Below are 26,703 nucleotides of genomic sequence, written 5' to 3'. Positions count from 1 at the left end.
AGTTCGTTTTCCCGACAAAAGCAAATCAGCGGCGCACCAATTGCACCACATTTTCAACATGATGCGTATGGGGAAACATATCTACGGGCTGGATGCGTGTCACGCGGTAATCGGCATCGAAAATGGCGATGTCGCGCGCCTGCGTAGCCGGATTACAACTTACATACACGATCCGCTGCGGCGCAGCACGGAGTACGGTACGTGCGACGTCCTCGTGGATACCGGCTCGGGGCGGATCGAGGATCACGACGTCGGGGCGGCCGTTTTCGGCAATAAACCGATCGTTGAGCACATCTTTCATATCCCCTGCATAAAAAACAGTATTATCGATGCCGTTGAGCGCCGAATTGACCTTCGCATCTTCGATCGCCTCGGGCACGTACTCGACGCCCACCACCTTGCGGCAGCGCCGTGCGACGAAATTGGCGATCGTACCGGTCCCCGTATAGAGGTCGTACACCACCTCGCCGCCGCCCAACTCCGCAAATTCGCGGGCCACCCGGTACAGCTCGTACGCCTGCGCCGAATTGGTCTGGTAAAACGACTTGGGGCCGATCTTAAAACGCAGTCCCTCCATCTCCTCGAAGATGTGATCGCGCCCCTTGTAGCATTGGATATCCAGGTCGCCGATCGTGTCGTTGAACTTCGTGTTGACCACGTACATCAGCGAGGTAATCTCAGGGAAACGGAGGGCCAGGTGCTCCATCAGCGCCCCGATCCGTTCGCGGTCATCCCCGCCGAAGATGACGATCACCATCACTTCGCCCGTCGAAGAGGTGCGCACGATGAGGTTGCGCATCAACCCGGCGTGCTCGCGGGGCTTGTAAAACGAATAGCCGCCGGCAATGCAGAACTCGCGCACAGCCATGCGGATCGGGTTCGACGGATCGGCCTGCAGCCAGCATTTGCGGATGTCGAGCACCTTGTCGAACATATTGGGAATATGGAAGCCCAGCGCTTCGTTGTCGGCAAACTCGGTGCCCGAAGCCACCTCCTCGTCGGTCAGCCAGCGTTTACTGGAGAAGGTGAATTCCAATTTGTTACGATAGAAAAAAGTCTTTTCTGAGCCGATAATCGGACTGACCGCAGGCAGGTCGACCTTACCGATGCGGGCGAGCTGGTCCGTCACCTGTTCCTGTTTGAAACGCAACTGCTCCTCGTAAGGCAAATGCTGCCATTTGCAGCCGCCGCAGACGCCGTAATGCTCACACACGGGATCGACCCGCATCGGCGATTTTTTGACGAAACGCACGATATACCCCTCCATGAAGCGGCGCCGTTTGCTACGGACCTGTACGTCGACCACGTCGCCCGGCACGGCCATCGGCACGAAGACCACTACGTCGTTATAGCGTCCCAGCGCCTTCCCTTCAGCCGCCACCGAAACGATCTCCAACGATTCGATAAGCGGGTAATTTGCCTTTTTTCTTGCCACTTTTCCTGTGTATTATTTCCGGCAAAGATAGTAATAGCTATCTTTGTATGAAATTCTCTTGCTGCCTTCGCCGCAAAAAGAGGATGCAAACGAACGAATAACACACACGAGATATGATAAAAATCGGAGTACTGCCGTTCAACCCGTTCCAGGAGAACACGATCGTCGTATCGGACGAGACCGGCGAATGCATCATTGTCGATGCGGGCAACTACAATGCACAGGAGAACGCCGCACTGTCGAAATACATCAGCGACAACGGACTGAAACCGGTTATGGCCGTCAATACGCACGGTCACGTAGACCATATGCTCGGGGTGAACCACGTCAAGGAGACCTACCACATTCCGTTCGCAATACACGGCAAGGACAAGTTCCTGATCGAGTCGGCTCCGACGCACGGTGCGATCTACGGTTTCCAGGTCGACAAGGTTCCGACGGTGGATATCGACCTCGAAGGGCAAAAAGAGCTGAAATTCGGCAACACGACGTTCCGGATCATCGAAACCCCGGGACATACCCCGGGACATATCGCGCTGTACAATCCCGAAAACAAACTGCTGCTGACCGGGGACACGCTTTTCCGCGAAAGCATCGGCCGGACCGACCTGCCGGGCGGCGATTACAGCTGGATCATGCGCAGCATCCTCGACAAACTGATTCCGCTGGGGGACGAGGTACGCTTCTACCCCGGACACGGCATGGAAAGCACCATCGGGCACGAAACGCTCTACAACCCGTTCGTCACCGAAGTGCTCAACAACGAGATCAACTACAAGTAAAACCATGCGAATAGACATCATAACCGTCGTTCCCGAACTGCTCGTATCGCCGCTGAACGAATCGATCCTCAAGCGGGCACAACAGAAAGGGCTGGTGGAAATCGCCGTGCACAACCTGCGCGACTACACGTTCGACCGGTACCGGCAGGTGGACGACTACCCTTTCGGCGGCGAAGCAGGCATGGTGATGAAACCCGAACCGATCTTCCGCTGCATCGAACAATTGCAGTCGGAACGCACCTACGACGAGGTGATCTATACCTCCCCCGACGGCATCCGATACAACCAGCACGAAGCGAACCGGCTCTCGACGCTCGGAAACATCGTTATCCTGTGCGGACATTACAAAGGGATAGATTACCGGGTGCGCGAACATCTCATCACGCTCGAAATCTCGATCGGCGACTACGTCTTGACTGGCGGCGAGCTGGCCGCGGCGATTATCGCCGACAGCGTGGTACGCGTGATTCCGGGCGCGATCGGAGACGAAGCTTCGGCACTGACGGACAGTTTCCAGGACAACCTGCTCGCTCCGCCGGTCTACACGCGCCCGGCCGACTTCCGCGGCTGGAAAGTGCCGGATGTCCTGCTGTCGGGCAATCCGAAAGAGATCGCCAAATGGCAAGAGGAGCAGGCTTTCGAACGCACGGAAAGGCTTCGGCCCGACCTGCTCGATCCGCAATCGGTTTGAACACACCCCGTCGCGACCGAGGCAATCACAGCTCCGGTGCAGATACCGGACTGACCCGGACGTAAGGAGTATATGCCTTCCACACGCTCCGTCCTGCGTCCGGGAAACTACACGCATGCGACCTACGGCCGGGAACCGGAGAAAAGCGCTTTCCGAAAGCTACCCGCGCCACATATGGCGTTTTAAACAGATGCAGTCCAAACACGAAACAACTTAATTGTCAACACATATGCGGTACTATCTGATCGCCGGTGAGGCATCGGGCGACCTGCACGGGTCGAACCTGATCCGGGGCATCCGCAAAGCCGATTCGGGGGCCGTCTTCCGCTTTTGGGGCGGAGACAAAATGGCAGAGGCGGGAGGAGCTGAAAACTTGGCCATGCATTATAAAAAAGCCTCGTTCATGGGCTTTACCGAGGTGCTGTTGCACCTGCGTACGATCTTCCGCCAGATGGACGAATGCAAAGCCGACATCGCGGCTTTCCGGCCCGATGTACTGATCCTGATCGACTATGCGGGCTTCAACCTGCGCATCGCACGCTTCGCCAAAGAAAACGGCATCCCGACCTACTACTATATCGCACCGAAAGTGTGGGCATGGAAAGAGTCGCGCGTCAAGAAAATCCGCAAATACGTCGACCGGCTGTTCGTCATCTTCCCGTTCGAGATCGACTATTTCCGCAGCAAAGAGATCGCCCCTGTCTACGAAGGCAATCCGCTGATCGATTCGATCGACCAGCGCAGGACGGGCCTGCTGTCCCGCAACGAATTTGCCGCCCAAAACGGACTCGACGGCCGTCCGGTCATCGCACTGCTGGCCGGAAGCCGCCGGTCGGAAATCGGTTACAACCTGCCGTTCATGGTCGAACTGTCGAAACAGTACCCGCAATACCAGTTCGTCGTGGCCGGGGTATCCTGGCTCGATAAGCAGGTGTATACCCCCTATCTCGATGGCAGCGACGTACGCTACGTGTGCGACAAGACCTACGAACTGCTCTCCGTGAGCGACGCGGCAGTAGTCACCTCGGGAACCGCGACGCTTGAAACCGCGTTGCTGGGCATTCCGCAAATCGTCTGCTACCGCCGCGACTGGGCCTCGATGCTGATCGGCAAGGCTTTTCTGAAAATACCCTACGTGTCGCTGGTGAACCTCGTGCTGCGGCGCGAAGCGGTGCGCGAACTGCTGCAACACCACATGACCATGAAAAATGCGACCGAAGAACTGTCAGCGATCCTGCCGGGCGGCGCGAAACACGAAAAAATGCTCGCCGACTATGCTGAATTGCAACGGCTGATCGGACAAAAAAATCCGTCCGACCGTTTTGCAGCGCGTATGGTGGAGTTGCTGCACAAAGACCTGAACGAAAAGCGCGGAGAAAAATCGGCTCACACGGCAAACAACGGAGCATCCCGTGTACTGTCGGCGGCACAGGATCCGTCCGGCGCCACCGGCACTTCCACATCACCCGACAGCCCCGCATCAAAATAAAAGAAGCAAATACCGAAACCGGAAAGGCAATGAAAATCATCTGCATCGGACGCAACTACGCCGAGCATGTCGTGGAGCTCGACCACACGCGGGAGCTGCCCGACGCCCCGCAATTCTTCCTGAAGCCCGACACGGCGTTATTGCGCAACAACGACCCTTTCTACGTGCCCGATTTCAGCCGGGAAGTACATTACGAAACGGAACTGGTCGTCAAGATCAACCGCGTGGGCCGTGCGATCGGCGAACGTTTTGCCCCGCGCTATTACTCCGAAGTGGGACTGGGCATCGATTTCACCGCACGCGACCTGCAACGCACCTGCATCGCCAAAGGACTGCCGTGGGAAATAGCCAAAGCGTTCGACCATTCGGCGGCGCTCTCCCCCAGCTTCATTCCACTGGCAGAACTGGGCGGGAATGTCCAAAACCTGCATTTCGAGATGAAACTCAACGGAGAAACGCGCCAGCTGGGTTTTACGGGCGATATGCTATTCCCCGTCGACCGCATCATCGCCTACGTATCGCGCTTCATCACACTGAAAATGGGCGATCTGATCTACACCGGGACGCCAGTCGGCGTAGGGCCGGTCCAACCCGGCGACCGGCTCACCGCTTCGCTCGAGGGATATACGCTGCTCGATTTCGACATTCACTAAAAATCGGAACCTAAACCCTATATCATGCAAAAAGCCATCGTTTTTTGTTTTTGCCTTGCGGAAACGTTCTTCCCGGCAAGCCTATCGTTCGCACAAAACGTACAATTCAGGGTGACCACCGACAATACACCAATGGCCTATACCTATGTATTTATCAATCAAAAAGCGGTCGGTTCGACCGATACGCTGGGGCTGTTCTCCATCAGCGCCGATTCACTGCAACGGGGCGATACGGTCAGTTTCCGGTATATCGGGACGAGCGGACAATCGGTCGTCTACGACGGCAGTGATCGCTACGATGTCACGCTGATGCCTGCCATGCTCGACGAGGTGACGGTCACGATGCGGCAACCACAGAAAGACCTGAGCAAAATCGCACGGTTTGTACCGTGTGTCAACTGGTACGAAGAACTGACCGGGACTCTCTCCATATCGGAAATTACGGAAATTCCTGCGGCAAAAGTATACGACGGGCGCTTGACACTCATTTACATCCCAAGTACGGATCGCAGGCCGCAAATGGTTGGAATAGGGCGCTTCTCCCCCACATTTACAAGTGCCCCGGGAGAAAAGAGCACCTTCAAGGCCATTCAGGAGTCGATCTACGCGGCTTTCGTACATCCCCGCGCATATATGAACAAAAAAGTCCGTATCTACTACGACGGAGAATCGTCGGACAGGCAGAAAACCTATTCAATTGTCCGTCCTTATCTCAGGGGGGCGGACAACCGGCAAATCCGCCTCTATATTGACCCTGCCACGCAATTCGTCCGGCGGGCATCCGTTTTCATTTTGAATCCGAACGGTTCGTCGCTCGAGATAGACGCAAACTACGCATTGTCGACCTCCCGACAGCAGTACTATCCCGAACAAGTGCACGCCGTCATTACGGACAGCACGCAAAGAACCTATGAGGTTACCGTTTCGGGAATGACGCTGAACACAGGAAACGTGAAGAAATACAGAAAGTTCCAGAACGACATGCTGAAAACAAGGCAACTACCCTCTATCTATTGAATAACGCCCCAACCGCGAAGGCGGCTAGTTCATACGCATCCAACAACCCGTATATGCTGCTTCACAAAAAACTCAAATCCTACCGGCTGATCCTCGCGAGCCATTCGCCGCGCAGGCAGCAACTGCTCCGGGACTGCGGCCTCGCATACCTGCCCGCCGACAAATACGAAGTCGAAGAGTGCTACCCCGCAACGCTGCCCGCTGCCGAGGTGCCGCTCTATCTCTCCGGGCTCAAATCCGATGCCTACCCCGTTCCGCTCGGACCGCACGACATCCTGATCACCGCCGATACGGTCGTGATCCTCGATGACCGTATCATCGGCAAACCCAGGGACCACGCCGACGCCGTCGCCACGCTCAGGAGCCTCAGCGGACGGACGCACCGGGTCATTACCGGCGTCACGCTGCGCAGCCGCGACAAACGCCGGACATTCGACTCGCAGACCGACGTCTGTTTCGACGCACTCAGTGACGAACAGATCGACTACTACCTGGAGACCTACCGCCCGTATGACAAAGCGGGAGCCTACGGCATTCAGGAGTGGATCGGCTATGTGGCGATCCGGCGCATAGAAGGCTCCTTTTACAATGTAATGGGACTGCCGGTCCAGAAGCTGTACGGGGAACTGGAACGTTTTATCGAAGCCTGAGACCGGCATACGCACCAATTCAAATTCATTCGTTATACTTTACTTCCAACATGAAAAAAATCGTACTACTTATCCTCGCCCTGTTCTGCCTGAAAGGCGTTCCGGCGCTGGCCGACGAAGGCATGTGGGTGCCCGCCCTGATCCAGAGCCGCATCAAAGACATGAAAGCCAAAGGTTTTAAACTGACCGCCGAAGACATTTACAGCATCAACCGTTCATCGCTCAAGGACGCAGTCCTGCTCTTCGGAAGCGGTTGCACAGGCGAGGTGATCTCCGACGAGGGCCTTTTCCTCACGAACCACCACTGCGGATACTACTTCATCGGTTCGCACAGCAGCGTGGAGCACGACTACCTGACCAACGGCTTCTGGGCGATGAACCGCTCCGAAGAGTTGCCGAATCCGGGGCTGACCGTGTCGTTCCTGATCCGCATGGAAGATGTGACCGACCGTGCATTGAAAGGGGTCGGCGATGAAATGCCGCAGGCCGAACGCGATTCTATGGTCAAGGCCAACGCCGCAGACGTGATTGCAAAAGCCACCGCAGGCACGCATTACGAAGCTGCCGTCGAACCGTTCTATTACGGGAACCAGTACTTCCTGTTCGTTTATGAAAAGTTCCGCGACGTACGGCTCGTGGCCGCCCCGCCCTCGGCAATCGGTAAATTCGGCGGCGATACCGACAACTGGATGTGGCCCCGCCATACCGGCGACTTTTCGATGTTTCGCATCTATGCCGACAAAAACAACAACCCGGCGGACTATTCCAAAGACAACGTCCCCTACCGTCCGCGCCGTTCGTTCACGATTTCGACCGCAGGGCTCAAAGAGGGAGATTTCACGATGGTCTACGGCAATCCGGGACGCACGATGCAGTACGTCGTTTCGGACGCGATCGACTATGCGGTCAACCGCGGCAACCCGGCCAAAATCAAAATGCGCACGATGCGCCTCGAGATCATGAATGCAGAGCAGGCCAAGGATCCGGCAACCCGCATCGCCTACGCCGCTAAAAATGCGCGGGTATCGAACCAATGGAAAAAATGGCAGGGCGAAAGCAAGGGTCTGGCCCGCCTGGGCACGCTCGACAAGAAGCGGGCCTTCGAAGCGCAATTCACCGCATGGGCGGCGGACAAACCGCTTTACCGCGACGTGCTGCCGAAGCTCCGGGCGCTTTACGCCGAACTGGCTCCGTACGCCTTTGCCCGCGATTACTACCAGGAAGCTTACCAGGCCATCGAAATGACCCAGTTCGCACAAAACGCGGCTAAAGGAATATTCAAACCCGACGCGGAAAAAGCAGGCGACGGCTTTTTCAAAAACTATTCACAGACGATCGACCGGCTCAGTACCCAAGCCGTTCTGGGTGAATACGTCAAAAATGTTCCGGCCGAATGGACGCCCGCCTATTTCCTCGAAGCGGTACAAAAAGCGGGAGGTGTCGACCGGTACGTAGACGAACTGTTCGAGCAGAGCAACTTTTCGACGATCGAAAAGTACAAGGCGCTCGCTTCGGCCGATTCGGCTACAAAGGCCGCTGCACTGCAAAACGATCCGGCCCTGTTGCTGGCCGAGGCTTTCAACACGTTCTACAATACGAAAGTAGACGGGACATACAAGCGCCTCAACACCGAAATCAACACACTCTACCGCCTCTACATGAAAGGGTTGATGGAGATGCAGCCCGACCGCACCTTCTTTCCCGACGCCAACCTGACGCTGCGTGTCGCTTACGGGACTGTCGAGGGCTACAGTCCGGTAGACGCCGTCTATTACGAACCGTTCTCGACGATCGACGGCATTATGGAGAAGGACAATCCGGATATTTACGACTACAACATTCCGCAGCGATTGCGCGACCTGTACAGGACGAAAGAGTATGGACGCTGGAACGTAGACGGTTCGGTCCCGGTCTGTTTCCTGGCCACGAACCACACCACGGGCGGCAATTCAGGCAGTCCTGTGCTGAACGGCCGCGGACAACTGGTCGGCATCAACTTCGACCGGACGTGGGAAAGCACGATGAGCGATTACGAATTCGATGTCGTCAAGTGCCGCAACATCATCGTCGACATCCGCTACGTGCTCTTCGTGATCGACCGCATCGGGAATGCAGGTTACCTGCTCGACGAAATGCGTTTCGCCAAATAATACCCGACATTTCCGACTGTACGAATCCAGGACTCTGCAATCCCGGAGATTTGTACAAATCAAAACAGCCCTGTACGTAAAACAGGGCTGTTTTCAATCGCCCTATCACGCTCGGTGGCATTTCAACGATTCGTTTTTCAATAACTCGTCCCGTTATCCCCTGTCTCCGCGCCATCGAATCGTTTTTTCCTTATCAACCAACCGTTTTATCCCCTACTACCACGGGAAAACTGTCCAAAAGCACTATCTTTAGCAAGAAAAACAGATACTCCATGCAAAACGACGAGAAAGAGAAAAGCGGCTGGCAAGTCACCGACAGCGAATACCTGTTCCGCCGTCCGTGGCTGACCGTGCGACGCGACCGTCTCAGACTGCCTAACGGCAACGAGATCCCCGAATACTATGTCCTCGAATATCCGGATTGGGTGAATGTGCTGGCCGTTACGACCGATCAGAAGTTCGTTTTCGTACGTCAATACCGGCACGGGCTCGGCCTGACCGCTTTTGAACTGTGCGCAGGCGTCTGCGAAAAAGAAGACTCCTCGCCGTTGGAATCGGCCCAACGGGAACTGTGGGAAGAGACGGGTTACGGGAACGGCACGTGGCAGGAATACATGGTGCTTTCGGCCAATCCCAGTGCCACGAACAACCTGACCCACTGCTTCCTGGCTACCGGAGTAGAACCGGTTTCGACCCAGCACCTCGAACCGACCGAAGATCTTACCGTACACTTGCTCTCCCTCGACGAAGTCAAAACCTTGCTGCGCGAAGATGCCATCAAACAAGCGTTACACGCTGCCTCGCTGTGGAAATACATGGCGGAAAACAAGCTGTGGTAATCGCTTGGTCCATACCGCTCCGGCTTCCCGCTTCCAATGGAGGGAAGCAACTGAATACACTAGGAACACACAAACCAATCGCGACCCGCACTACGAAAAAACGACCGTAAAGAATAAACCATCCGCGAAACGAGACCGGATCCAAATATGCAATTAACAAAGGTTTTGGGACGGCCAAATAAATACCCCTGTGACTACACAGGGGTATTTATTGATCGGGATCCGTATCGGACATTGTCCCAAAATCTATCGGAGGAGTGTCACCACCCTCGGAGCGAGGTTATCGAAGAGCGTCCACCACCCCGACCAATAGTTTCCAGAACTTGTCGACCGTAGGGATTTCGAGCCGTTCGTCGGGCGAATGAACGCCGCGCAGCGTGGGACCGAACGAAACCATCTCCAGATGCGGGTATTTTTCAAGGAACAGTCCGCACTCCAACCCGGCATGGATCGCACGCACTTTCGGCGCATGACCGAACAGGCGTTCGTAAGTCTGCTCGGCCACTTTCAATAAACGGGAACCGGGATTGGGGTTCCAACCCGGATAACCGTCCGAATGAATCACCCGGGCACCGGCCAGATCAAATACGGCCCTGACCGATGCAGCCGCCTCATCACGGGCGCTTCCCACCGACGAACGCTGTGAGGTGGTCACAACGATCCGCCCCGGTTCCGGAAATTTTACAGATGCCAGGTTCGTCGAGGTTTCGACAAGTCCCGGCATCGCAGAACTCATCGCCAGCACACCGTTCGGAACACCGCAAACGGCATTGACGAGGCGACGCTGCGTCACCTCGTCAACCACCTGTGCAGGGGCCGGTTCTTCGGCCAGCGTAACCTCCAACGACGATTCCGTCATCTGGAATTCTGCGGTTATTTCCGCTTTATACGTTTCAAACCGCTCCAACATCGGCTTGACACACCCCGCCGAAACCCCGAATATTGCAAATGCCTCGCGGGGAATCGCATTACGCAGGTTACCGCCGTCGAATTGCGCCAGACGCAATCCGAACTCCCGCGTTCCGTAACGCAGGAAACGGTTCAGCAACTTGTTCGAATTTCCTCTCCCTTTATCTATATCATCGCCCGAATGCCCGCCTTTAAGACCGGACAGCGCGATTCGGAACCAGACCAGTCCCGCCGGCGCAGGTTCGGGGGTATAAAGGATAGTCGCCAACGTGTCGATCCCTCCGGCACAACCGATAAATATTTCTCCCTCGTCTTCCGAATCGAGGTTAATCAGGTATTTACCGGTCAGCATCCCCTCACCGAGACCGAAAGCACCGGTCAGACCGGTCTCCTCGTCGACGGTGAACAGCGCTTCAATCGGGCCGTGTTCGACCTTGTCGGCTGTGAGCATCGCCATCGCGGCAGCCATGCCGATACCGCAGTCGGCTCCGAGCGTCGTCCCCTCGGCGCGCACCCACTCGCCGTCGATACGCGTCCGGATCGGATCGTTGTCAAAATCGAACGTTACATCGCTGTTCTTTTCGCACACCATATCCATGTGGCTTTGCAGGATCACGACGGGACTCTTCTCGCAGCCCGGCGTGGCGGGTTTCAGGATCACGATGTTGCCTGCAGCGTCCTGCCGGTAATCGAGATGGTGCTTTTTCGCAAAATCGATCAAAAAGGCTCTGATCTTCCCCTCTTTTTTCGAAGGACGCGGCACCCGCGTAATTTCATCGAAGTACTGCCACACCAAACGGGGCGACAAGTTGGTTATTTCTGACATGGAATCTGTTTTAAGAGTTTTGAGGTGACGTAAAATTAGCCATTATTTCGTTACTTTGCATACAAAACGACGGTTATGGGAAATTTCAGGATCGGACACGGGTATGATGTCCATGCTTTGGCACCGGGGTTAGAACTGTGGCTCGGCGGAATAAAAATCGAGCATGAAGCGGGTTGCATCGCCCATTCGGACGGTGACGTGGTGATCCATGCGCTGTGCGACGCCTTGCTAGGCGCAGCAGCGCTCGGCGATATCGGCCTGCATTTTCCCGACACATCGGACGATTTCAAGGGAATCGACAGCAAAATTCTGTTGCGGCGCACAGTCGAGCTGCTTTCCGCAAAAGGATACCGCATCGGCAATGTGGACTGTACGCTCTGCCTGCAACGCCCGAAGGTAAAACCGCACATCGAAGCGATGCGCCGCACACTGGCCGCAGCGATGGGCATAGCCGCCGAAGAGGTATCGGTCAAAGCGACGACCACCGAAAAGCTCGGTTTCGTCGGACGGCAGGAAGGCGTGGAGGCGCATGCCGTGGCGTTGATCTACAAAGAATAAAAAGAGCCGCAGATATCTCTGCGGCTCTTTTCCGGACATTCTCCGTCCGGCATCAGTTTTCGACCTGTACAGGCCGGTCGGCAAATGCAGGCAAATGCATCACCTGTTCATAGCCAAGCTGTGTGAAATCGTCGACCAGGATATCGTAATCGGGAATCCGGTCTCGCGAAAAAGTAGTGGCCAACGCCACGGCAGCCATTCCGGCCCGGCGTGCCGCCTCGATACCGACGGGAGCATCCTCGATTACGACGCACTCTTCGGGCTTTAATCCCAACAATTTCGCAGCCAACAGGTAAACTTCCGGATCGGGTTTTCCGTGCGAAATCATATCGCCGTTGGCAATCGCATCGAAGTACTCCGCAATATGACAACGGGACAATACGAAATTGACATTGTTCGTATTGCCCGACGAACCTACCGCGATTTTGATTCCATGCTCTTTGAGGCTTTTGAGGAAATCGACCAATCCGCGCGTCGGCGCGATCGACTCTTCGAAAATGCTGCGGTACAGCGCCTCTTTTTCGAGTGAAAGCTGTTCGAGCGGATACCGTTCGAGCAGTTCGGGCGCCTGCCGGGCAAAGATCATGTCGTTGGTCATGCCGAAACTGGGCATGAATTTTTCACGGTCGAACGGCACTCCGTACTTTTTGAACAGTCTCGTAAATGCTTCGATGTGGGCGTCACGGTTGTCGACCAGCACCCCATCCATATCAAAAATCACCCCTTTAATCATCTTTTCCTAATTTAAATAAGCGTTGCAAAGATAACTTTTTTCACCGACACCGGGCATCCACGGAGACAATCCACCGGGGCACAACACGGATGAGTCATAATTTTCGAGCCGGACAAAGCGAAAACAAGGACAAAAAACAGGATTGTCCCGTGCGCCGGGAAGATGACCGGCAACAAACCGGACGAACGGCAAAAAATTCTATCTTTGCACCAATACCCCGCACATGCGGTTTCCACAGGAATAAACACAGACCGCACAGGCAAACGCAGACTGCAAACAGGAGGCCAACATGAACATACCCGAAAAAACCATCGAGCGGCTCAGCGAATACCGCCGCACCCTGCTCTCCTGCCATGAGCAGGGTATCACGCATATCTTCTCGCATGTGCTGGCCGGCATCCACGGCATTACAGCCGTGCAAGTCCGCCGCGACCTGATGCTGATCGGCTTCTCGAGCGACACGAAAAAGGGATACGACGTCGAAGTGCTGATCGATTTCATCAGCGGTATCCTCGACAACCGTAGCGTCGTGAATATCGGCGTGATCGGCATGGGGCACCTGGGGCAGGCGCTGACCAAATATTTCAACGGACGACGGTCGAAACTGCGGATTATCGCGGCATTCGACGTCGACCCGCAGAAAGCGGGGCACGAAATCGACCACATCCCCTGCTATCCGATGGAGCGTTTCGAAGAGACGGTCGAGCAGCTCGACATCAAAATCGTAATCCTCTCGCCCCCGACGGCCGTCGCTTCGGAATTGGTCGTCCCGATCATCAATGCCGGCATCAAAGGCGTACTCAATTTCACCTCGATGCCGCTGAATTTCCCTCGCGGAATCTTCGTCGAGAATTACGACATCACCACATTGCTCGAAAAGGTGGCTTATTTCGTAAAAGAGGCTGAGGAGAGTTGACAAGATGCGCGTTTTCAACGGATTTGAACATACGGCATACATTCCGCGGCCGGTCGTAACGATCGGCTCCTATGACGGTGTGCACCGCGGCCACCGCGAGATACTGTCGCACCTGGAAGCACTGGCCCGTGCACGGAAAGGAGAAAGCGTCGTGGTGACTTTCCATCCCCACCCGCGCCTCGTACTCGGCCGGGGAGAAGGATTGCGGTTGCTTACCACGCTGCCAGAAAAACTGGAACTGCTCGAACAGGCCGGCATCGACAACGTAATCGTCGCGCCCTTCACCGAAAGTTTCAGCAGGCTGGGAGCCGAGGAATTCATTCGCGACTACCTGGTCGAGACGTTGCACCTCGACACACTGGCGGTCGGATACAATCACCACCTCGGACATAACCAGCAGGGCGATCCCGGATCGTTGGAACGCCTGGCGCACAAATTCGGGTTCCGGCTCGAAAAAATGCCCCAGCAACGGGTCGACGACAGGAAAGTGAGTTCGACCGTAATCCGGGAACTGGTCTCCGCAGGACGGCTGGAAGAGGCCGCCCGTTACCTGGGTTCCCCCTACCGGATCAGCGGCACCCTTTCCCCGCAAGGCGCTCTCGAGGGGGTCGAACCGCTGAAACTCCTGCCGCCACCGGGCGAATACCAGGTTTCACTGCGGCGTGTACTCCCTGAACCCGGCGACTTTGCGTCCATTCCGGCGATCATAGAAATCAGAGAGAAACCTCCGGTAACAATCCAACCTGGGCAGGACTGTCTCTGCAAGGCCCTATCCGGCGCCCCGTGGCAACATGCGGAGGTACGGGCCGAATTTCAGTAAAAAGCGACCGGCGGGTGTGTAAAATTGCAAGATTTTTTGTACTTTTGCCCAAATTTAAACCCTCCTACCATGTCGTTCATTGCAGATAAAATTCAGACCGAAGGACTCACATTCGATGACGTCCTGTTGATCCCGGCTTATTCGGAAGTGCTTCCCCGCGAAGTCAGCATTACCTCGCGATTCTCACGCAACGTGCCCATCAACACGCCGATCGTTTCGGCAGCCATGGATACCGTGACGGAAGCCGACATGGCCATCGCTATCGCCCGCGAAGGAGGAATCGGCGTAATCCACAAAAATATGACGATCGCCAACCAAGCCGCCCAGGTGCGCAAGGTGAAGCGCGCCGAGAACGGTATGATCTACGACCCGATCACCATCGGCAAAGACAATACGGTAGGCGATGCGTTGCAGCTGATGAAAGAGAACCACATCGGCGGAATTCCCGTGGTCACCTCGGACAATACGCTGATCGGCATCGTAACGAACCGCGACCTGCGGTTCCAGCGCGACATGAAGCGCCCGATCGACGATGTGATGACCAAGGACAAACTGATCACCACGCACAATCCCGACCTGAAAAACGCTTCGGATATCCTGTTGCAAAACAAAATCGAGAAGCTGCCCGTGGTGGATGACAAAGGGCGGCTGATCGGCCTGCTGACGTACAAAGACATCACCAAAGTACAGGCCAACCCGAACGCCTGCAAAGACGCTAAAGGCCGCCTGCGGGTAGCCGCCGGGGTCGGCGTGACGCATGACACGATGGAACGCGTGGCCGCGCTCTATGAGGCCAATGTGGACGCTATCGTGATCGACACCGCGCACGGCCATTCGATCCATGTGGCGAACATGCTGAAAAAAGTGAAAGCGAAATATCCCGACCTGGATGTCGTAGTAGGCAACATCGCCACGGCCGAAGCAGCCAAAATGCTCGTCGAAGCGGGCGCGGACGGCGTGAAGGTCGGTATCGGCCCCGGTTCCATCTGTACGACGCGCATCATCGCCGGTATCGGCATGCCGCAGCTGTCGGCCATCTACGAAGTTGCGCACGCGCTCGAAGGCAAAGATGTTCCGGTGATCGCCGACGGCGGTCTCCGCTATTCGGGCGATATCGTGAAAGCCCTCGCCGCCGGAGCGGATTCGGTAATGGCCGGTTCGCTGTTCGCCGGTGTAGAGGAATCCCCCGGAGAGACGATCATCTACAACGGTCGTAAATTCAAGACTTACCGGGGCATGGGTTCACTTGAAGCAATGCAGCACGGCTCGAAAGACCGTTATTTCCAGGATATGGAAGACGATATCAAGAAGCTCGTTCCGGAAGGAATCGCCGCGCGTGTACCGTACAAAGGCTCGCTCAAAGAGGTGATCTACCAGATGATCGGCGGCCTGCGAGCCGGTATGGGCTACTGCGGAGCCAAAGACGTCGAGGCGTTGAAAAAAGCACGTTTCGTCCGAATCACGAATTCTGGTATGCAGGAGAGCCATCCGCACGACGTAACGATCACGCGCGAGGCTCCGAACTATAGCCGCGGGGAGTAAACGTATGATTACACGCGACATACCGATCCGGGTCCGTTATTACGAGACCGACTGCATGGGCATCGTGCACCATTCGAATTACGTCCGTTATTACGAAACGGCACGTACCGAAATGCTTCGCGAGTTCGGCACGACCTACCAGGAGATGGAGCGCGAAGGCGTGATGCTGCCCGTGCTGGACGTCCAGTCGCACTACATCACTCCGGCCTATGACGACGATCTGCTGACCGTACGGGTTACGCTGGCCGAACCGCCGCGGGTCAAAATGCGCTTCGACTACGAGATTTTCCGCGAAAACGGAGAACTGATCAACACCGGCTCGGTCACACTGGCGTTTATGAACAGCACCACGCGCCGGGCATGCCGCGCACCGAAATACTTCCTCGAATTGTTGAAACCCTACTTTCCGGAACACTAACCGGAATAACGATTCCGATAGATTTCCGCAATAACTAATCCCCCATACGGACGGTGGACTGACAGGCTTGTTGGTTCACCGTCCGCCGTTTTTCTGTCAAAATGTCAGGCCGGCCGGGGTGGCATATCTTTTGTTCGTATCGTTCTCGCCAAACAGTACGACAAAATCTATCAATCATACAACTATGCAGAACGGTAAAATAGGCGTTACAACGGAAAACATCTTTCCGATCATCAAAAAATTTCTCTATTCCGATCACGACATTTTCCTGCGCGAGCTGATCTCGAATGCGGTCGATGCGACGCAAAAACTCAAAACCCTCGCCTCGATCGGCGAGTTCAAAGGCGAATTGGGCGACCTGACGATCATGGTCAAACTCGATGAAAAGGCGAAGACCCTGACCATCTCGGATCACGGCATCGGCATGACGGCCGAAGAGATCGACAAATACATCAACCAGATCGCCTTCTCAGGCGCCGAAGAGTTCCTCGAGAAATACAAGAACCAGAGTATCATCGGTCACTTCGGACTGGGGTTCTATTCGGCATTCATGGTGGCCGACAAAGTCGAAATCATCACCCGCTCCTACCAGGAAAACTCCAAAACGATGGAATGGAGCTGCGACGGATCGCCCGAATACACGATGCAGGAGGCTAAAAAACAACGTGACCGCGGAACGGACATTATCCTGCACCTCTCGGAAGACAGCCTCGAATTCAACGACGCGGCCCGCATCCGCGAGATTCTGAAAAAGCATTGCAGTTTCCTGCCCGTTCCCATTGCCTTCGGCAAGATCAAGGAGTGGAAAGACGGCAAATATGTCGACACGGACAAAGACGACATCATTAACGACGTCGAACCGCTGTGGACGAAGAAACCTGCCGACATCACTCCGGAACAATACCTGGAGTTCTACCGCAAACTCTACCCGATGGCCGAGGAGCCGCTGTTCCACATCCACCTGAACATCGACTACCCGTTCAACCTGACGGGTATCCTCTATTTCCCGAAAATCCGCAACAACTTCGAGATCCAGAAGAACAAAATCCAGCTTTACTCGAACCAGGTGTTCGTCACCGATTCGGTGGAGGGAATCGTGCCGGAATTCCTGACGCTGCTCCACGGCGTGATCGACTCGCCGGATATCCCGCTGAACGTATCGCGCAGTTATCTGCAGAGCGATTCGAATGTGAAGAAAATTTCGAGCTACATCACCCGCAAAGTGGCCGACCGGCTCAACGAAATATTCAAACAGGAGCGCGCCGATTACGAAAACAAGTGGGACAGCCTCAAAATATTCATCGAGTACGGCATCATTACCGACGAGAAGTTTGCAGAGAAAGCCACGGATTTCGTACTGCTGAAAAATGTCGACCAGAAATATTTCACGCTGAGCGAATACGCCACATTGGTCAAAGAGGGCCAGACCGACAAGAACGGCAATGTAATCTACCTCTATGCTACGGACAAGCAGGCTCAGTACAGTTTTATCGCCGAAGCGCAGGAGCGCGGCTACGACGTACTGGAGATGGACGGCCAATTGGATAACCATTTCATCAGCTGGTTCGAAAGCAAAAACCAGGGAACACGTTTCGCACGTGTCGATGCGGACGTGATCGATAAACTGATCGAGAAGGAGACCAAACGGAAGATGGCCCTTACGACCGTACAGCAGGATTTGCTGCGTCCGGTATTCGATGCACAGCTTCCGAAGGATGACAAAATGCACTTCAACGTGGTCTTCGAACCGCTGGACGAAAAACAGCAGCCGGTAGTCATCACGCAGAACGAATTTATGCGCCGGATGAAAGATATGGCAGCCATGGGCGGCGGCGGAATGCCGTTCTACGGCCAAATGCCCGACAGTTACAGTGTCGTTGTAAACGGCAACCACCCGCTGGTGGCTGAAATCCTCGATGAAGTGGAGAAGGGTTACGGCGCCGATGAACTCAAGGGCATCAATAAAAAGATCGATACGGCTACGACCGACGAAAACAACCTCAACGAACTGCTCAAGGACAAGAAGGAGGAGGAGATCGCGCAGGCAGAGAAGGACAAACGCACCGAACTCTCCAAAAAACTCGACGAACTGCGTAAAGAGCGCACCGCACGTCTCGAGGAGCTGGGCCGGGGCAACAAGTTGGTCGGACAGTTGATCGACCTCGCACTACTGGCGGGCGGCATGCTCAAAGGCGAAAGCCTCAACAAGTTCATCCGCCGCAGCGTAGAGATGATCGAAAAATAATCGTGCTGCAACCGCTCAAGCCAGTGTTCACCGTACGGTGAACACTTTAGCCCTCAGCACAAAACACCCTTCACAAATAACGCCTGACGGAAGTTCCGTCAGGCTTTTTTATATCCCGACCCAAAATGCTAGGTGAAATCAACTCCCTGCTGCCTGCGTCGGCCCGTAAAGTCACCTATACGAAGGTGGGGCGGCACTGGCGGAAACCGCACAGTTCAAAATTACTGCACGTCAATCGTATAATTACTGTTGTAGCAAACTTTAGCCCAATCGTTATTGGAATACTTGCCGTCCGATCCCTGCTGCACGAAGCGGTAAGGAGTCTGCAACAACGGCAGTTCGCGGTCATTGAGATACGAGACGAACTCGTTGCCGTGCAATTTGATCGCGCCCACGAACAACTTGGCCACGTCGTAACCTCGATAGGCGTACATCGACGGCAATGAGCTGAATGCAGCAACATACCGGCGGTCGAAATTGGCGACCCGTTCGTTACCCCGGTCCGCGTGATAATTAGTCGTATAACGCAGGTTCAATTTAAAAAACAGGTTCTTGTCGAGGTTCTGAAAGCGCGCCCAGCGCGAACTACCCACCACTTTGATCGAAGGACTCGGCAAACCGCGCGAAATACGCGAATTTTGCACCGAGCTGATGCTTGCCAGAATCTCCTCGGTCATCTGCTCATTTTCGGAAAGCACGACAAACACATTCTCCTTATCCATGTTCAACCAGCCTTCGACCAGCGGGCCGCCCCCACCCTTCGTATAGGTGACTTTACGGGCCGACGCAGGCAGCAGGGAGTTGATTTCACCCAGCATTTCCGCATCGTTATTCGATGTGGCCGATACGACCACCACGTTATTCGACGGTGAAAACTCGTCCTGCAGTTTGGCGTATTTGGCACTCTGCAACGGTGCCGCTTCGAACATCAGCGAACCGCCTGCAAAATTCATGGATGCCAGCGGTGAAACCACCGGAATTCCGCGCTCAGCCGCAAACACGGCCACCGGGGCAAAACAATCGTCATAGACCGGCCCGATAATCAAATCGGCCTGCTGTACGGCATTCTGGCGCAACAGGTCGCGCACTTCGGCTTCGGAACGGCCCGTATTGAACAGGTCTACCTGAGTCGAAACGCCGGTAGATTTCAGCTCGTCGAGCGCCAGCAATACACCCTGGTAAAATTCCAGGTAACGGCGGTCGGACGAATTTCCCACGCGCAACGGGAGCAGCACTGCCACCCGGATCGGTGCGGTGATGTCGATCTGTTTCATGCGGACAGCGCCACCGGCTGAAGAAGGATAAGCACCCGGTACAGCAGCCGGATAAGAAGCCGGGAAACCGGCAGGATCGACAGCCTGATTGCCTGCAGTTTCTGTATACCGTTGTTCTCCCGTCGCCGAAGGCCACCCCGGGCCCTGCGGTGCGGTTCCGGTTCCATGATCCCCGGAAACCCGGCCAGCTACACCCGATCCCACTCCAAGGGAACCCGAAGTGTCGCCATGCACATCTGAACCGACTGTTGCACCCGCACCTGCCTTCACCGCTCCCGGCGGCAGCGGTAATTTGAGGATCGAGCCGAGTTTCAGGCCGTCTCGCAATTCGGTAGCGTTATATTTGGTAATCGTATCGATAGGCAAACCTGTGGATTTGCTCAGGGAGTAAAGGGTCTCGCCCTTCTCGACGACATGATGCGTAAAACGGGGAGACAGGTTGTCGAGCGCTTCTTTATAAGTATCGAGTTCCTGTTCGATCTCCGCTCCGCTCGCCTCGCCCTGGCTTTCGATGCGGACATTGACCTTCTGTCCGATCGACAGGTGCGCGGGATCGAAACCGGGATTATCTTCCATCAGGGTAGCGAGCGAAATGCCGTACCGTTTCGAAATCGAATAGGCGGTTTCGCCCTGGTTGACGACATGCGTATCGAACAATTTGTTCATTTTGCGTGCCGACAAAGTCTTCTTGTTCCCATTGACAATGGGAATCTTCAAGACCTGTCCCGGACGCAGGCCGTCGATCACGATCGGGTTACGGGCCCGGATCGTCTCCTCGTCGGTATCGTACAACTTGCCGAGCGAATAGAAGGTTTCGCCCGGTTTCACCGTATGAACGTAGAAAGTTTCGCCCGCAATCGTCACCCGGCTGGAGGAACGTTCGGCCGGCTGCTGTGCCTGCAGCACAGGAGTGGTAACCAAAATAAAAACCCAAAACAACAGTGCTCTTCTCATACGCATCTTCACTTTACCGCAAATATAAAACAAAAAAGGGTACCCCGCATAGAGGTCAGCGCAAGATAAGAACGCATCAGCAATGACGCATAAAATAAAAAGACTCGCCGTCGGGTCTCCAAGCCATCAAGGACCGCAACTACACATCCTTTTTATTAGTATCTGAAACATTTTGATTTACCCTAAAATTAAATGATTATGGCAACCGTAAAAGTAAAATTCTGTCCTTCCTCCGTTACAGGCAAAGCCGGAACGGTTTATTATCAATTAACCCATCGCCGCGAAAAACAGCAAATAGCCTCGGACATCTGCCTGCTGCCCGATCAATGGGAAACGGTCATCCGGTCAACGGCCACTCCGGACGACGCTACGGATTCGCTGCAAAAACGCATAAATAACGATGTAATATGCCTCAAGCGGATCACCGATAGACTCGAAAAATCGAACGAACCGTACTCAGTCCACGACATCGTCCGACAGTGGCAAGGGACATGCATACTAGCTTCCATGCAAGCGCAGATCGACCGGCTCCACCGCTGTAAATGCTTGGGGACGGCCCGCAACTACAAAAGCGCGTTGAACAGTTTCTCCCGGTTCCGTCAAGGCAAAGACCTGCCGTTTTGCGCGATAACCGAAGAGGTGATCGAGGAATACAACGCATTCCTGACCGGGCGGGGTATCAGTCGCAACACAGTCTCGTTCTACATGAGAATCATGCGGGCCGTTTACAACAAAGCCGTACGCGAACGACTGGCCGAACAAAAGCACCCCTTCCAAAATGTTTACACCGGAATCGACCGGACCTGCAAACGGGCCGTCAACGGAAAGGTCATATCAGAATTATTACATCTTAATTTGACAAGGTCCCGGTCACTGGAGATGGCGCGGGACCTGTTCCTTTTCAGCTTTTACACGCGCGGAATGGCCTTTGTAGACATAGCCCGTCTAAGAAAATCAAATATACGGGACGGCATTATCCGATACGAACGCCGCAAAACAGGACAACCTCTTTACATCCGGATGGAACCCTGTATAAAAGCCATTCTCGACCGTTACGCGGAACGTGTTCAGAATCTTCCGTACGTATTCCCCATATTAAAAACCGAAGAACCGGAAGCCGCATACAAACAATACACAATAGCACTCAACTACTACAACCGGCTGTTAAAAAAACTCTCTGACATGCTGGGACTGGAAAAAGGCCTCTCGTCCTATACGCCACGGCATAGCTGGGCGACAGTAGCACGCGACAGCAATATCCCGCTCTCGGTCATTAGTGCGGGTATGGGACACACCTCCGAGCAAACGACACAAATTTACCTAACGATGCTGGAAAATTCGGCCATAGACAGTGCCAATCAAAAAATCATTGCATCCTTGACAAATCACATATCTTCATAAGAGACAATACATTTCCATGCAAATATATATGAAAATTACTATAGTTGTAATGTCTCCTCCTATATTTTTAAGATTATTCTCACTGCATATAAGCAGTATGTTAATGATTTATAAAATCAATAATATATGTCAACCTGTTTTGCACGTCGGAATAAATTAAACTGTTCGTTCCAAAATATTTTGGAACGAGAAAATGCCCGACAGTAGCAAAAACAGCAAATTTTCTATTTGCTGTTTTTTATTATTCAGCTGATAATAAATATGATATACAGGAGTGTTGTCTCTTATGAAGAGACATGCCACTAAAACGATGTTTTAAGGTTGAAAATACCGGATATGCGTCGTCCTGTCTCCACGATCATACCGGTAAAACGCTATGATGTATACTTAGATGAGACACGGGAACAGGAACATGAGGACGAGAGCTGACATTAAACTTCTCCTTATTTTGTGTATGGTTTGGCCGGGAATCAAAGTCAATGGTCAAAACGTAGCCGTCAAAACAAACTTACTATACGATATTGCCGCCTACACCGCGAATGCGGGAGTGGAAGTAGGCCTGGCACCCCGCTGGACATTGGACCTGTCCGCCAACTACAACGGTTGGACACTCTCCCATGACCGCAAATGGAAGCATTGGCTGTTACAGCCTGAGGCGCGTTATTGGTTCTGCGACCGTTTTGCCGGACATTTCATCGGGATTCATGTTTTGGGAGGCCAATACAATGCAGGCGGCTTGAAAAATAATATTTCATTTCTAGGCACGGATTTCTCCAAGCTGTCCGACTACCGCTACCAGGGTTGGTTCATCGGCAGCGGAATCGCCTACGGCTATGCGTGGATTTTAGGACGACACTGGAATCTGGAAGCGGAAATCGGTATCGGATACATTTACACCCGCTACGACAGCTATCCATGCGCCTCCTGTGGTAAAAAAATCGCCGAAGACAAGGCTCATCATTACTTCGGCCCCACAAAGGCCGCGATTAATCTGGTATACACTTTCTAACACGTATAGGCTATGAATAAGTACATCGCAAAGAAAATACTTTGTATGGGCCTGTCGTCTCTGTTGTGCAGTATGGGAGCCGAAGCCCAAACAATCATGAAGAACAATGTCTCGGTTTCGAACCTCGCCGTATCGCGTACAGAAAACAAATTGTTCATCTCGATAGACATCGATGTTTCGGCTACAGGGATAAAAAACAACCGGGAACTGATACTGACCCCGTCACTGACCGGGATCGGCGACAGTCTCATGCTACCCCAGGTGATGATTGCCGGTCGCAACCGCTACTATCACCACCTGCGCAACAGGCTTTCGCCAGACGCTATCTCCCTCTACCAATACGGCGGCATAAAGCTCATCGAATACCGCCACGTCATACCCTATGAAAGCTGGATGGACAACGCAGTCCTGAATATCAGCAAGGAAATTTGCGGCTGTTGCAGTACAATGCTTTCCAAAGAAGACGCGCTGCTGATCCGTCTCGACCTCGGTCCCAAAATCTCCGTTCCAAAAGTTTTCGTTCCGCAGTTCGTCTATATCCAACCGGAGCCCAGGCCCAAAATCAATGCAGTGAAAGGATCGGCCTATATCGATTTTCCGGTGAACCGCACCGAACTCTACGCCGAGTACCGACGCAATCCGGAAGAACTCATGAAAATACGCGCCACGATCGACAGCATCAAAAACGACGCAGATATTCGGATCCTGTCGGTCTCCATCAAGGGTTACGCCTCCCCGGAGGGCTCTTACGCCAACAACGCCCGCTTGGCCAAAGGACGAACCGAAACTCTCCGGCAATACGTGCAGGAGCTGTACGACTTCCCCGATACGCTATTGACCACGGCTTACGAACCGGAGGACTGGGCAGGACTCGAACATTTCGTTGAAGACTCGAAACTCAAAAACCGTACGAATATTCTAGAAATCATCCGCAGCCATCGGGAACCCGATGCCAAGGAGTGGAAAATCAAAGCTTCCTACCCCACAGATTACGCTTTCCTGCTCAAAGAGGTTTATCCCGGCTTGCGTCATTCGGACTATTCCGTGATGTACGAGGTACGTGCCTATACCGACGTGGAAGAGATCAAGCGCATTATGAAAATCGCACCGCAGAAACTCAGTTTACAGGAGCTCTATTTCGCAGCGCAACAGATGGAAGCGGGAAGCGACGAATATAACGAAACCTTCGAAATCGCCGTGCGCATGTTTCCCGACGACGCTACGGCAAACCAGAATGCCGCCAATGCCGCGATGGGCAAGGGCGATATGACAAACGCAAAACGTTACCTGTCCAAGGCCGGCGATACGCCCGAAGCAACTTACAGTCGGGGAATTTACGCCGCCCTTTCGGGAGACTACGGCAAGGCCGAAAACCTCTTCGAGAAGGCCGAGCGGGGAGGTGTAACCGAAGCGGCGGAGGCATTGAATCAAATCAGAGAATTGAAAAACGATCAAATTCCTTAAAAATCCATAAAAACATGAAAAATTGGAATAGATTTTTTGCAGCTATCCTGACCACAGCTTTGGTCGCAGGATGTGGCAAAGACAACCCAGGAAACAATAATGTAGATCCGGAAGATTCGAAAAAAGCCGCCTACATGAGCATCAGCGTAGCCCTGCCTTCGGCCAAAAGTACACGCAGCGAGACCGAAAACGGCGGCGGAAGCACCGGCGGAACGGAAATCGGTCAGGACAAAGAGAACAACGTGAAGAAAATATTGTTGTTGCTGGCCAATGAAGATAATACGTTCGGAACGTCCTGTACCGTGGAGAATTTGTCTGTCGATCCGGGAAAAAGTACCGTAAAACCGACCGCCAAGATCATGCGGACTGAACTCCGCAAATTCTACGACTCAGATGGAAATCTAAACGACAAAGCGAAAAACGGCATTCGCGTATATGTGTTCTGCAACCCTACGGACGAACTCATCACCGCGATTGAGGGGACCGACTATGGCAATTCTGACTGGACGGATAAAATATGTCAGGTATTGCAGTCCCAAACGTCGACAGGTTCTAAAAACATCGCCATTTGGGCCGATAACTCATTTCTAATGTCCAATGCCGCCTCCGCTCTACGGCAAATCCCTTCGAACTTCGAAACATGGAGGGTGAATCACGATACAGAATACAACGCCTTCGATTTAAGCGGTCTCAACAACGGAGAGATTGATAACCTGTCAAACGGCCGAGGCTCCATCAAAGTAGAGCGTTCCGTGGCACGCTTCGACTTCAAGGACGGAAGTTCCACCAATAACAATACCTATGACATCGGACTGGGAGAGCAGAAAGGCCAGTTACAGGTAAAACTGTACCGCATGGCCCTTGTCAACATGAGCCAGAATTTCTATTACTTGCGCCGTGTTTCTGACGACGGTAAAGGACGCAACAAAGAACTTTGCGGATCGGAAACTCCCAACAACTACGTAGACGATACCGACGCCGACTTCAAAACGGCAGCGAACCTGCCTCCCGCAACCCTGAAAGGCCATTTCAACTACCCGCTTTTCGACAACAACGGACAAATTACCGAAGATACGCGCAAACAGTGGGACAATTACTGGATCGATGACGTACTCGCATCGCAAGAAGACCACAAAGACTACACAAAAGCCGGTTACCACATCTGGCGCTATGTTACAGAAAACACGATTCCGCAAGACGACGACAAACAGCGTAACGGAATTACGACAGGCGTCGTTTTCAAGGGAAAACTGATCGCTGGAAACGGACTGGAAACTGCAAACCAGGACCTTTACAATGCCATCCAAGGCACCTATAATCTACCTGAAGGCACGCAAGGGTACACGTATGACATAGATGGAAAGACCTATCCCATCCTCTACGTATTCCAGAACATGATCTACACGGGTTGGAATGCGGGAGTTGCCCCCGCTGCCGAAAAAGCAGGAGAAACTTCGGATCTCTATAAAGCCTACTTCAACGCGCCCGAGGGAAGCTCCGAATCACCCAACGCCCTTTATCAGAAACTGGTCGCCGCAAAAGGGCAATCCAACGAGGAGAGCGTCCTCAACGATTTCCGTAAAGCGGCCACATCGGCTGGCTTTACCCTGTATCAAGCCAGCGACGACGCGCAGACCGACGCCGAGAGAAATGCCGGCGTGGGTTATTACTTCTATTACTATTATTGGAACCGCCACAACGACAACGAACAGCCCGGCACGATGGGTCCGATGGAATTCGCTGTAGTACGCAACAACGTGTACAAACTGGCCGTTACCGGTATCGCCAAGCTGGGCCATCCCCGTATCACAGGGAACGACCCAGACCCCGTAGATCCGGATGATCCCAATGAAAAGGGCGATGCATATCTCACGGTTTCCGTCGAAGTATTGCCGTGGGTGGTACGTGAAAACAACATCGAATTCTAA

22 protein-coding genes are annotated in these 26,703 nt (G+C 53.9%); 18 read left to right on the top strand and 4 right to left on the bottom strand.

Annotated features, from left to right (window positions below; genetic code table 11):
* Positions 1-25 precede the first annotated feature (25 nt).
* Positions 26-1,435: a 23S rRNA (uracil(1939)-C(5))-methyltransferase RlmD gene (gene rlmD, locus NQ495_RS11730; RefSeq protein WP_009135064.1), complete on the bottom strand. Its 1,410-nt coding sequence runs from the start codon at positions 1,433-1,435 to the stop codon at positions 26-28.
* Between the two features lie 113 nt (positions 1,436-1,548).
* Here rlmD and NQ495_RS11725 point away from each other — a divergent pair, with 113 nt between their 5' ends.
* The 8 genes from NQ495_RS11725 to NQ495_RS11690 all read left to right on the top strand — a co-directional run bounded on the left by NQ495_RS11725 (position 1,549) and on the right by NQ495_RS11690 (position 9,706).
* The gene (locus tag NQ495_RS11725; protein WP_009135065.1) at positions 1,549-2,217 is read left to right on the top strand and encodes an MBL fold metallo-hydrolase; all 669 of its coding nucleotides are present in this window, start codon (positions 1,549-1,551) and stop codon (positions 2,215-2,217) included.
* A gap of 4 nt (positions 2,218-2,221) precedes the next feature.
* Positions 2,222-2,908, top strand: coding sequence for a tRNA (guanosine(37)-N1)-methyltransferase TrmD (gene trmD, locus NQ495_RS11720; protein WP_009135066.1), 687 nt, complete (start codon positions 2,222-2,224; stop codon positions 2,906-2,908).
* 229 nt (positions 2,909-3,137) lie between these two features.
* Positions 3,138-4,397, top strand: coding sequence for a lipid-A-disaccharide synthase (gene lpxB / locus NQ495_RS11715; RefSeq protein ID WP_009135067.1), 1,260 nt, complete (start codon positions 3,138-3,140; stop codon positions 4,395-4,397).
* A gap of 29 nt (positions 4,398-4,426) precedes the next feature.
* A complete protein-coding gene (locus NQ495_RS11710) occupies positions 4,427-5,050 on the top strand; it encodes a fumarylacetoacetate hydrolase family protein (RefSeq protein WP_009135068.1) in 624 nt (207 codons plus the stop codon).
* A 24-nt stretch (positions 5,051-5,074) separates the two neighbouring features.
* Entirely contained in the window at positions 5,075-6,067 is a 993-nt protein-coding gene (locus NQ495_RS11705) for a hypothetical protein (protein ID WP_009135069.1), read from the top strand.
* Between the two features lie 53 nt (positions 6,068-6,120).
* Positions 6,121-6,717, top strand: a complete 597-nt coding sequence (locus tag NQ495_RS11700) for a Maf family nucleotide pyrophosphatase (protein WP_009135070.1) — start codon at positions 6,121-6,123, stop codon at positions 6,715-6,717.
* A 50-nt stretch (positions 6,718-6,767) separates the two neighbouring features.
* Complete coding sequence (locus NQ495_RS11695; RefSeq protein WP_009135071.1) at positions 6,768-8,867, top strand: S46 family peptidase; 2,100 nt, start codon at positions 6,768-6,770, stop codon at positions 8,865-8,867.
* Between the two features lie 272 nt (positions 8,868-9,139).
* Positions 9,140-9,706, top strand: a complete 567-nt coding sequence (locus NQ495_RS11690; protein WP_009135072.1) for an NUDIX hydrolase — start codon at positions 9,140-9,142, stop codon at positions 9,704-9,706.
* A 280-nt stretch (positions 9,707-9,986) separates the two neighbouring features.
* On the opposite strand, the gene NQ495_RS11685 is transcribed toward NQ495_RS11690, so the two are convergent.
* The gene (locus tag NQ495_RS11685; protein WP_009135073.1) at positions 9,987-11,441 is read right to left on the bottom strand and encodes an aminoacyl-histidine dipeptidase; all 1,455 of its coding nucleotides are present in this window, start codon (positions 11,439-11,441) and stop codon (positions 9,987-9,989) included.
* A 75-nt stretch (positions 11,442-11,516) separates the two neighbouring features.
* Here NQ495_RS11685 and ispF point away from each other — a divergent pair, with 75 nt between their 5' ends.
* Complete coding sequence (gene ispF / locus NQ495_RS11680) at positions 11,517-11,999, top strand: 2-C-methyl-D-erythritol 2,4-cyclodiphosphate synthase (protein ID WP_009135074.1); 483 nt, start codon at positions 11,517-11,519, stop codon at positions 11,997-11,999.
* 52 nt (positions 12,000-12,051) lie between these two features.
* On the opposite strand, the gene NQ495_RS11675 is transcribed toward ispF, so the two are convergent.
* The gene (locus NQ495_RS11675; RefSeq protein ID WP_009135075.1) at positions 12,052-12,732 is read right to left on the bottom strand and encodes an HAD family hydrolase; all 681 of its coding nucleotides are present in this window, start codon (positions 12,730-12,732) and stop codon (positions 12,052-12,054) included.
* 289 nt (positions 12,733-13,021) lie between these two features.
* Between NQ495_RS11675 and NQ495_RS11670 the strand changes: the two genes are divergently transcribed.
* The 5 genes from NQ495_RS11670 to htpG all read left to right on the top strand — a co-directional run bounded on the left by NQ495_RS11670 (position 13,022) and on the right by htpG (position 18,673).
* The gene (locus NQ495_RS11670) at positions 13,022-13,648 is read left to right on the top strand and encodes a redox-sensing transcriptional repressor Rex (protein ID WP_009135076.1); all 627 of its coding nucleotides are present in this window, start codon (positions 13,022-13,024) and stop codon (positions 13,646-13,648) included.
* 4 nt (positions 13,649-13,652) lie between these two features.
* Entirely contained in the window at positions 13,653-14,468 is an 816-nt protein-coding gene (locus NQ495_RS11665) for a hypothetical protein (protein ID WP_009135077.1), read from the top strand.
* 69 nt (positions 14,469-14,537) lie between these two features.
* Positions 14,538-16,010 carry an IMP dehydrogenase gene (gene guaB, locus NQ495_RS11660; protein WP_009135078.1) on the top strand — a complete coding sequence of 491 codons (1,473 nt, stop codon included), beginning with the start codon at positions 14,538-14,540 and terminating at the stop codon, positions 16,008-16,010.
* A gap of 4 nt (positions 16,011-16,014) precedes the next feature.
* Positions 16,015-16,428, top strand: a complete 414-nt coding sequence (locus NQ495_RS11655; protein WP_009135079.1) for an acyl-CoA thioesterase — start codon at positions 16,015-16,017, stop codon at positions 16,426-16,428.
* A gap of 184 nt (positions 16,429-16,612) precedes the next feature.
* Complete coding sequence (gene htpG, locus NQ495_RS11650; protein ID WP_009135080.1) at positions 16,613-18,673, top strand: molecular chaperone HtpG; 2,061 nt, start codon at positions 16,613-16,615, stop codon at positions 18,671-18,673.
* Positions 18,674-18,894: 221 nt separating this feature from the next.
* Here the strand turns inward: htpG and NQ495_RS11645 are convergent, their stop codons facing one another.
* Positions 18,895-20,901 carry a LysM peptidoglycan-binding domain-containing protein gene (locus tag NQ495_RS11645; protein ID WP_009135081.1) on the bottom strand — a complete coding sequence of 669 codons (2,007 nt, stop codon included), beginning with the start codon at positions 20,899-20,901 and terminating at the stop codon, positions 18,895-18,897.
* Positions 20,902-21,099: 198 nt separating this feature from the next.
* Between NQ495_RS11645 and NQ495_RS11640 the strand changes: the two genes are divergently transcribed.
* The 4 genes from NQ495_RS11640 to NQ495_RS11625 all read left to right on the top strand — a co-directional run bounded on the left by NQ495_RS11640 (position 21,100) and on the right by NQ495_RS11625 (position 26,703).
* A complete protein-coding gene (locus NQ495_RS11640) occupies positions 21,100-22,302 on the top strand; it encodes a tyrosine-type recombinase/integrase (protein ID WP_009135082.1) in 1,203 nt (400 codons plus the stop codon).
* A 454-nt stretch (positions 22,303-22,756) separates the two neighbouring features.
* Positions 22,757-23,311 carry a DUF3575 domain-containing protein gene (locus NQ495_RS11635; RefSeq protein ID WP_009135085.1) on the top strand — a complete coding sequence of 185 codons (555 nt, stop codon included), beginning with the start codon at positions 22,757-22,759 and terminating at the stop codon, positions 23,309-23,311.
* Positions 23,312-23,323: 12 nt separating this feature from the next.
* Positions 23,324-24,775: a DUF3868 domain-containing protein gene (locus NQ495_RS11630; protein WP_040294641.1), complete on the top strand. Its 1,452-nt coding sequence runs from the start codon at positions 23,324-23,326 to the stop codon at positions 24,773-24,775.
* A gap of 14 nt (positions 24,776-24,789) precedes the next feature.
* Complete coding sequence (locus NQ495_RS11625) at positions 24,790-26,703, top strand: Mfa1 family fimbria major subunit (protein ID WP_009135087.1); 1,914 nt, start codon at positions 24,790-24,792, stop codon at positions 26,701-26,703.

It is taken from the genome of Alistipes indistinctus YIT 12060 (assembly GCF_025144995.1).
GTDB classification, from domain to species: domain Bacteria; phylum Bacteroidota; class Bacteroidia; order Bacteroidales; family Rikenellaceae; genus Alistipes_A; species Alistipes_A indistinctus.
The sequence above is the reverse complement of the archived record's forward strand: the minus strand, read 5'-3'. Positions and strand labels throughout refer to the sequence as shown.

Bases quoted from the DNA above. Each gene is read 5' to 3' on its own strand.
- NQ495_RS11725 (WP_009135065.1), top strand. From the start codon at position 1,549: ATGATAAAAATCGGAGTACTGCCGTTCAACCCGTTCCAGGAGAACACG.
- trmD (WP_009135066.1), top strand. From the start codon at position 2,222: ATGCGAATAGACATCATAACCGTCGTTCCCGAACTGCTCGTATCGCCG.
- lpxB (WP_009135067.1), top strand. From the start codon at position 3,138: ATGCGGTACTATCTGATCGCCGGTGAGGCATCGGGCGACCTGCACGGG.
- NQ495_RS11710 (WP_009135068.1), top strand. From the start codon at position 4,427: ATGAAAATCATCTGCATCGGACGCAACTACGCCGAGCATGTCGTGGAG.
- NQ495_RS11705 (WP_009135069.1), top strand. From the start codon at position 5,075: ATGCAAAAAGCCATCGTTTTTTGTTTTTGCCTTGCGGAAACGTTCTTC.
- NQ495_RS11700 (WP_009135070.1), top strand. From the start codon at position 6,121: ATGCTGCTTCACAAAAAACTCAAATCCTACCGGCTGATCCTCGCGAGC.
- NQ495_RS11695 (WP_009135071.1), top strand. From the start codon at position 6,768: ATGAAAAAAATCGTACTACTTATCCTCGCCCTGTTCTGCCTGAAAGGC.
- NQ495_RS11690 (WP_009135072.1), top strand. From the start codon at position 9,140: ATGCAAAACGACGAGAAAGAGAAAAGCGGCTGGCAAGTCACCGACAGC.
- NQ495_RS11685 (WP_009135073.1), bottom strand. From the start codon at position 11,441: ATGTCAGAAATAACCAACTTGTCGCCCCGTTTGGTGTGGCAGTACTTC.
- ispF (WP_009135074.1), top strand. From the start codon at position 11,517: ATGGGAAATTTCAGGATCGGACACGGGTATGATGTCCATGCTTTGGCA.
- NQ495_RS11675 (WP_009135075.1), bottom strand. From the start codon at position 12,732: ATGATTAAAGGGGTGATTTTTGATATGGATGGGGTGCTGGTCGACAAC.
- NQ495_RS11670 (WP_009135076.1), top strand. From the start codon at position 13,022: ATGAACATACCCGAAAAAACCATCGAGCGGCTCAGCGAATACCGCCGC.
- NQ495_RS11665 (WP_009135077.1), top strand. From the start codon at position 13,653: ATGCGCGTTTTCAACGGATTTGAACATACGGCATACATTCCGCGGCCG.
- guaB (WP_009135078.1), top strand. From the start codon at position 14,538: ATGTCGTTCATTGCAGATAAAATTCAGACCGAAGGACTCACATTCGAT.
- NQ495_RS11655 (WP_009135079.1), top strand. From the start codon at position 16,015: ATGATTACACGCGACATACCGATCCGGGTCCGTTATTACGAGACCGAC.
- htpG (WP_009135080.1), top strand. From the start codon at position 16,613: ATGCAGAACGGTAAAATAGGCGTTACAACGGAAAACATCTTTCCGATC.
- NQ495_RS11645 (WP_009135081.1), bottom strand. From the start codon at position 20,901: ATGAGAAGAGCACTGTTGTTTTGGGTTTTTATTTTGGTTACCACTCCT.
- NQ495_RS11640 (WP_009135082.1), top strand. From the start codon at position 21,100: ATGGCAACCGTAAAAGTAAAATTCTGTCCTTCCTCCGTTACAGGCAAA.
- NQ495_RS11635 (WP_009135085.1), top strand. From the start codon at position 22,757: ATGGTTTGGCCGGGAATCAAAGTCAATGGTCAAAACGTAGCCGTCAAA.
- NQ495_RS11630 (WP_040294641.1), top strand. From the start codon at position 23,324: ATGAATAAGTACATCGCAAAGAAAATACTTTGTATGGGCCTGTCGTCT.
- NQ495_RS11625 (WP_009135087.1), top strand. From the start codon at position 24,790: ATGAAAAATTGGAATAGATTTTTTGCAGCTATCCTGACCACAGCTTTG.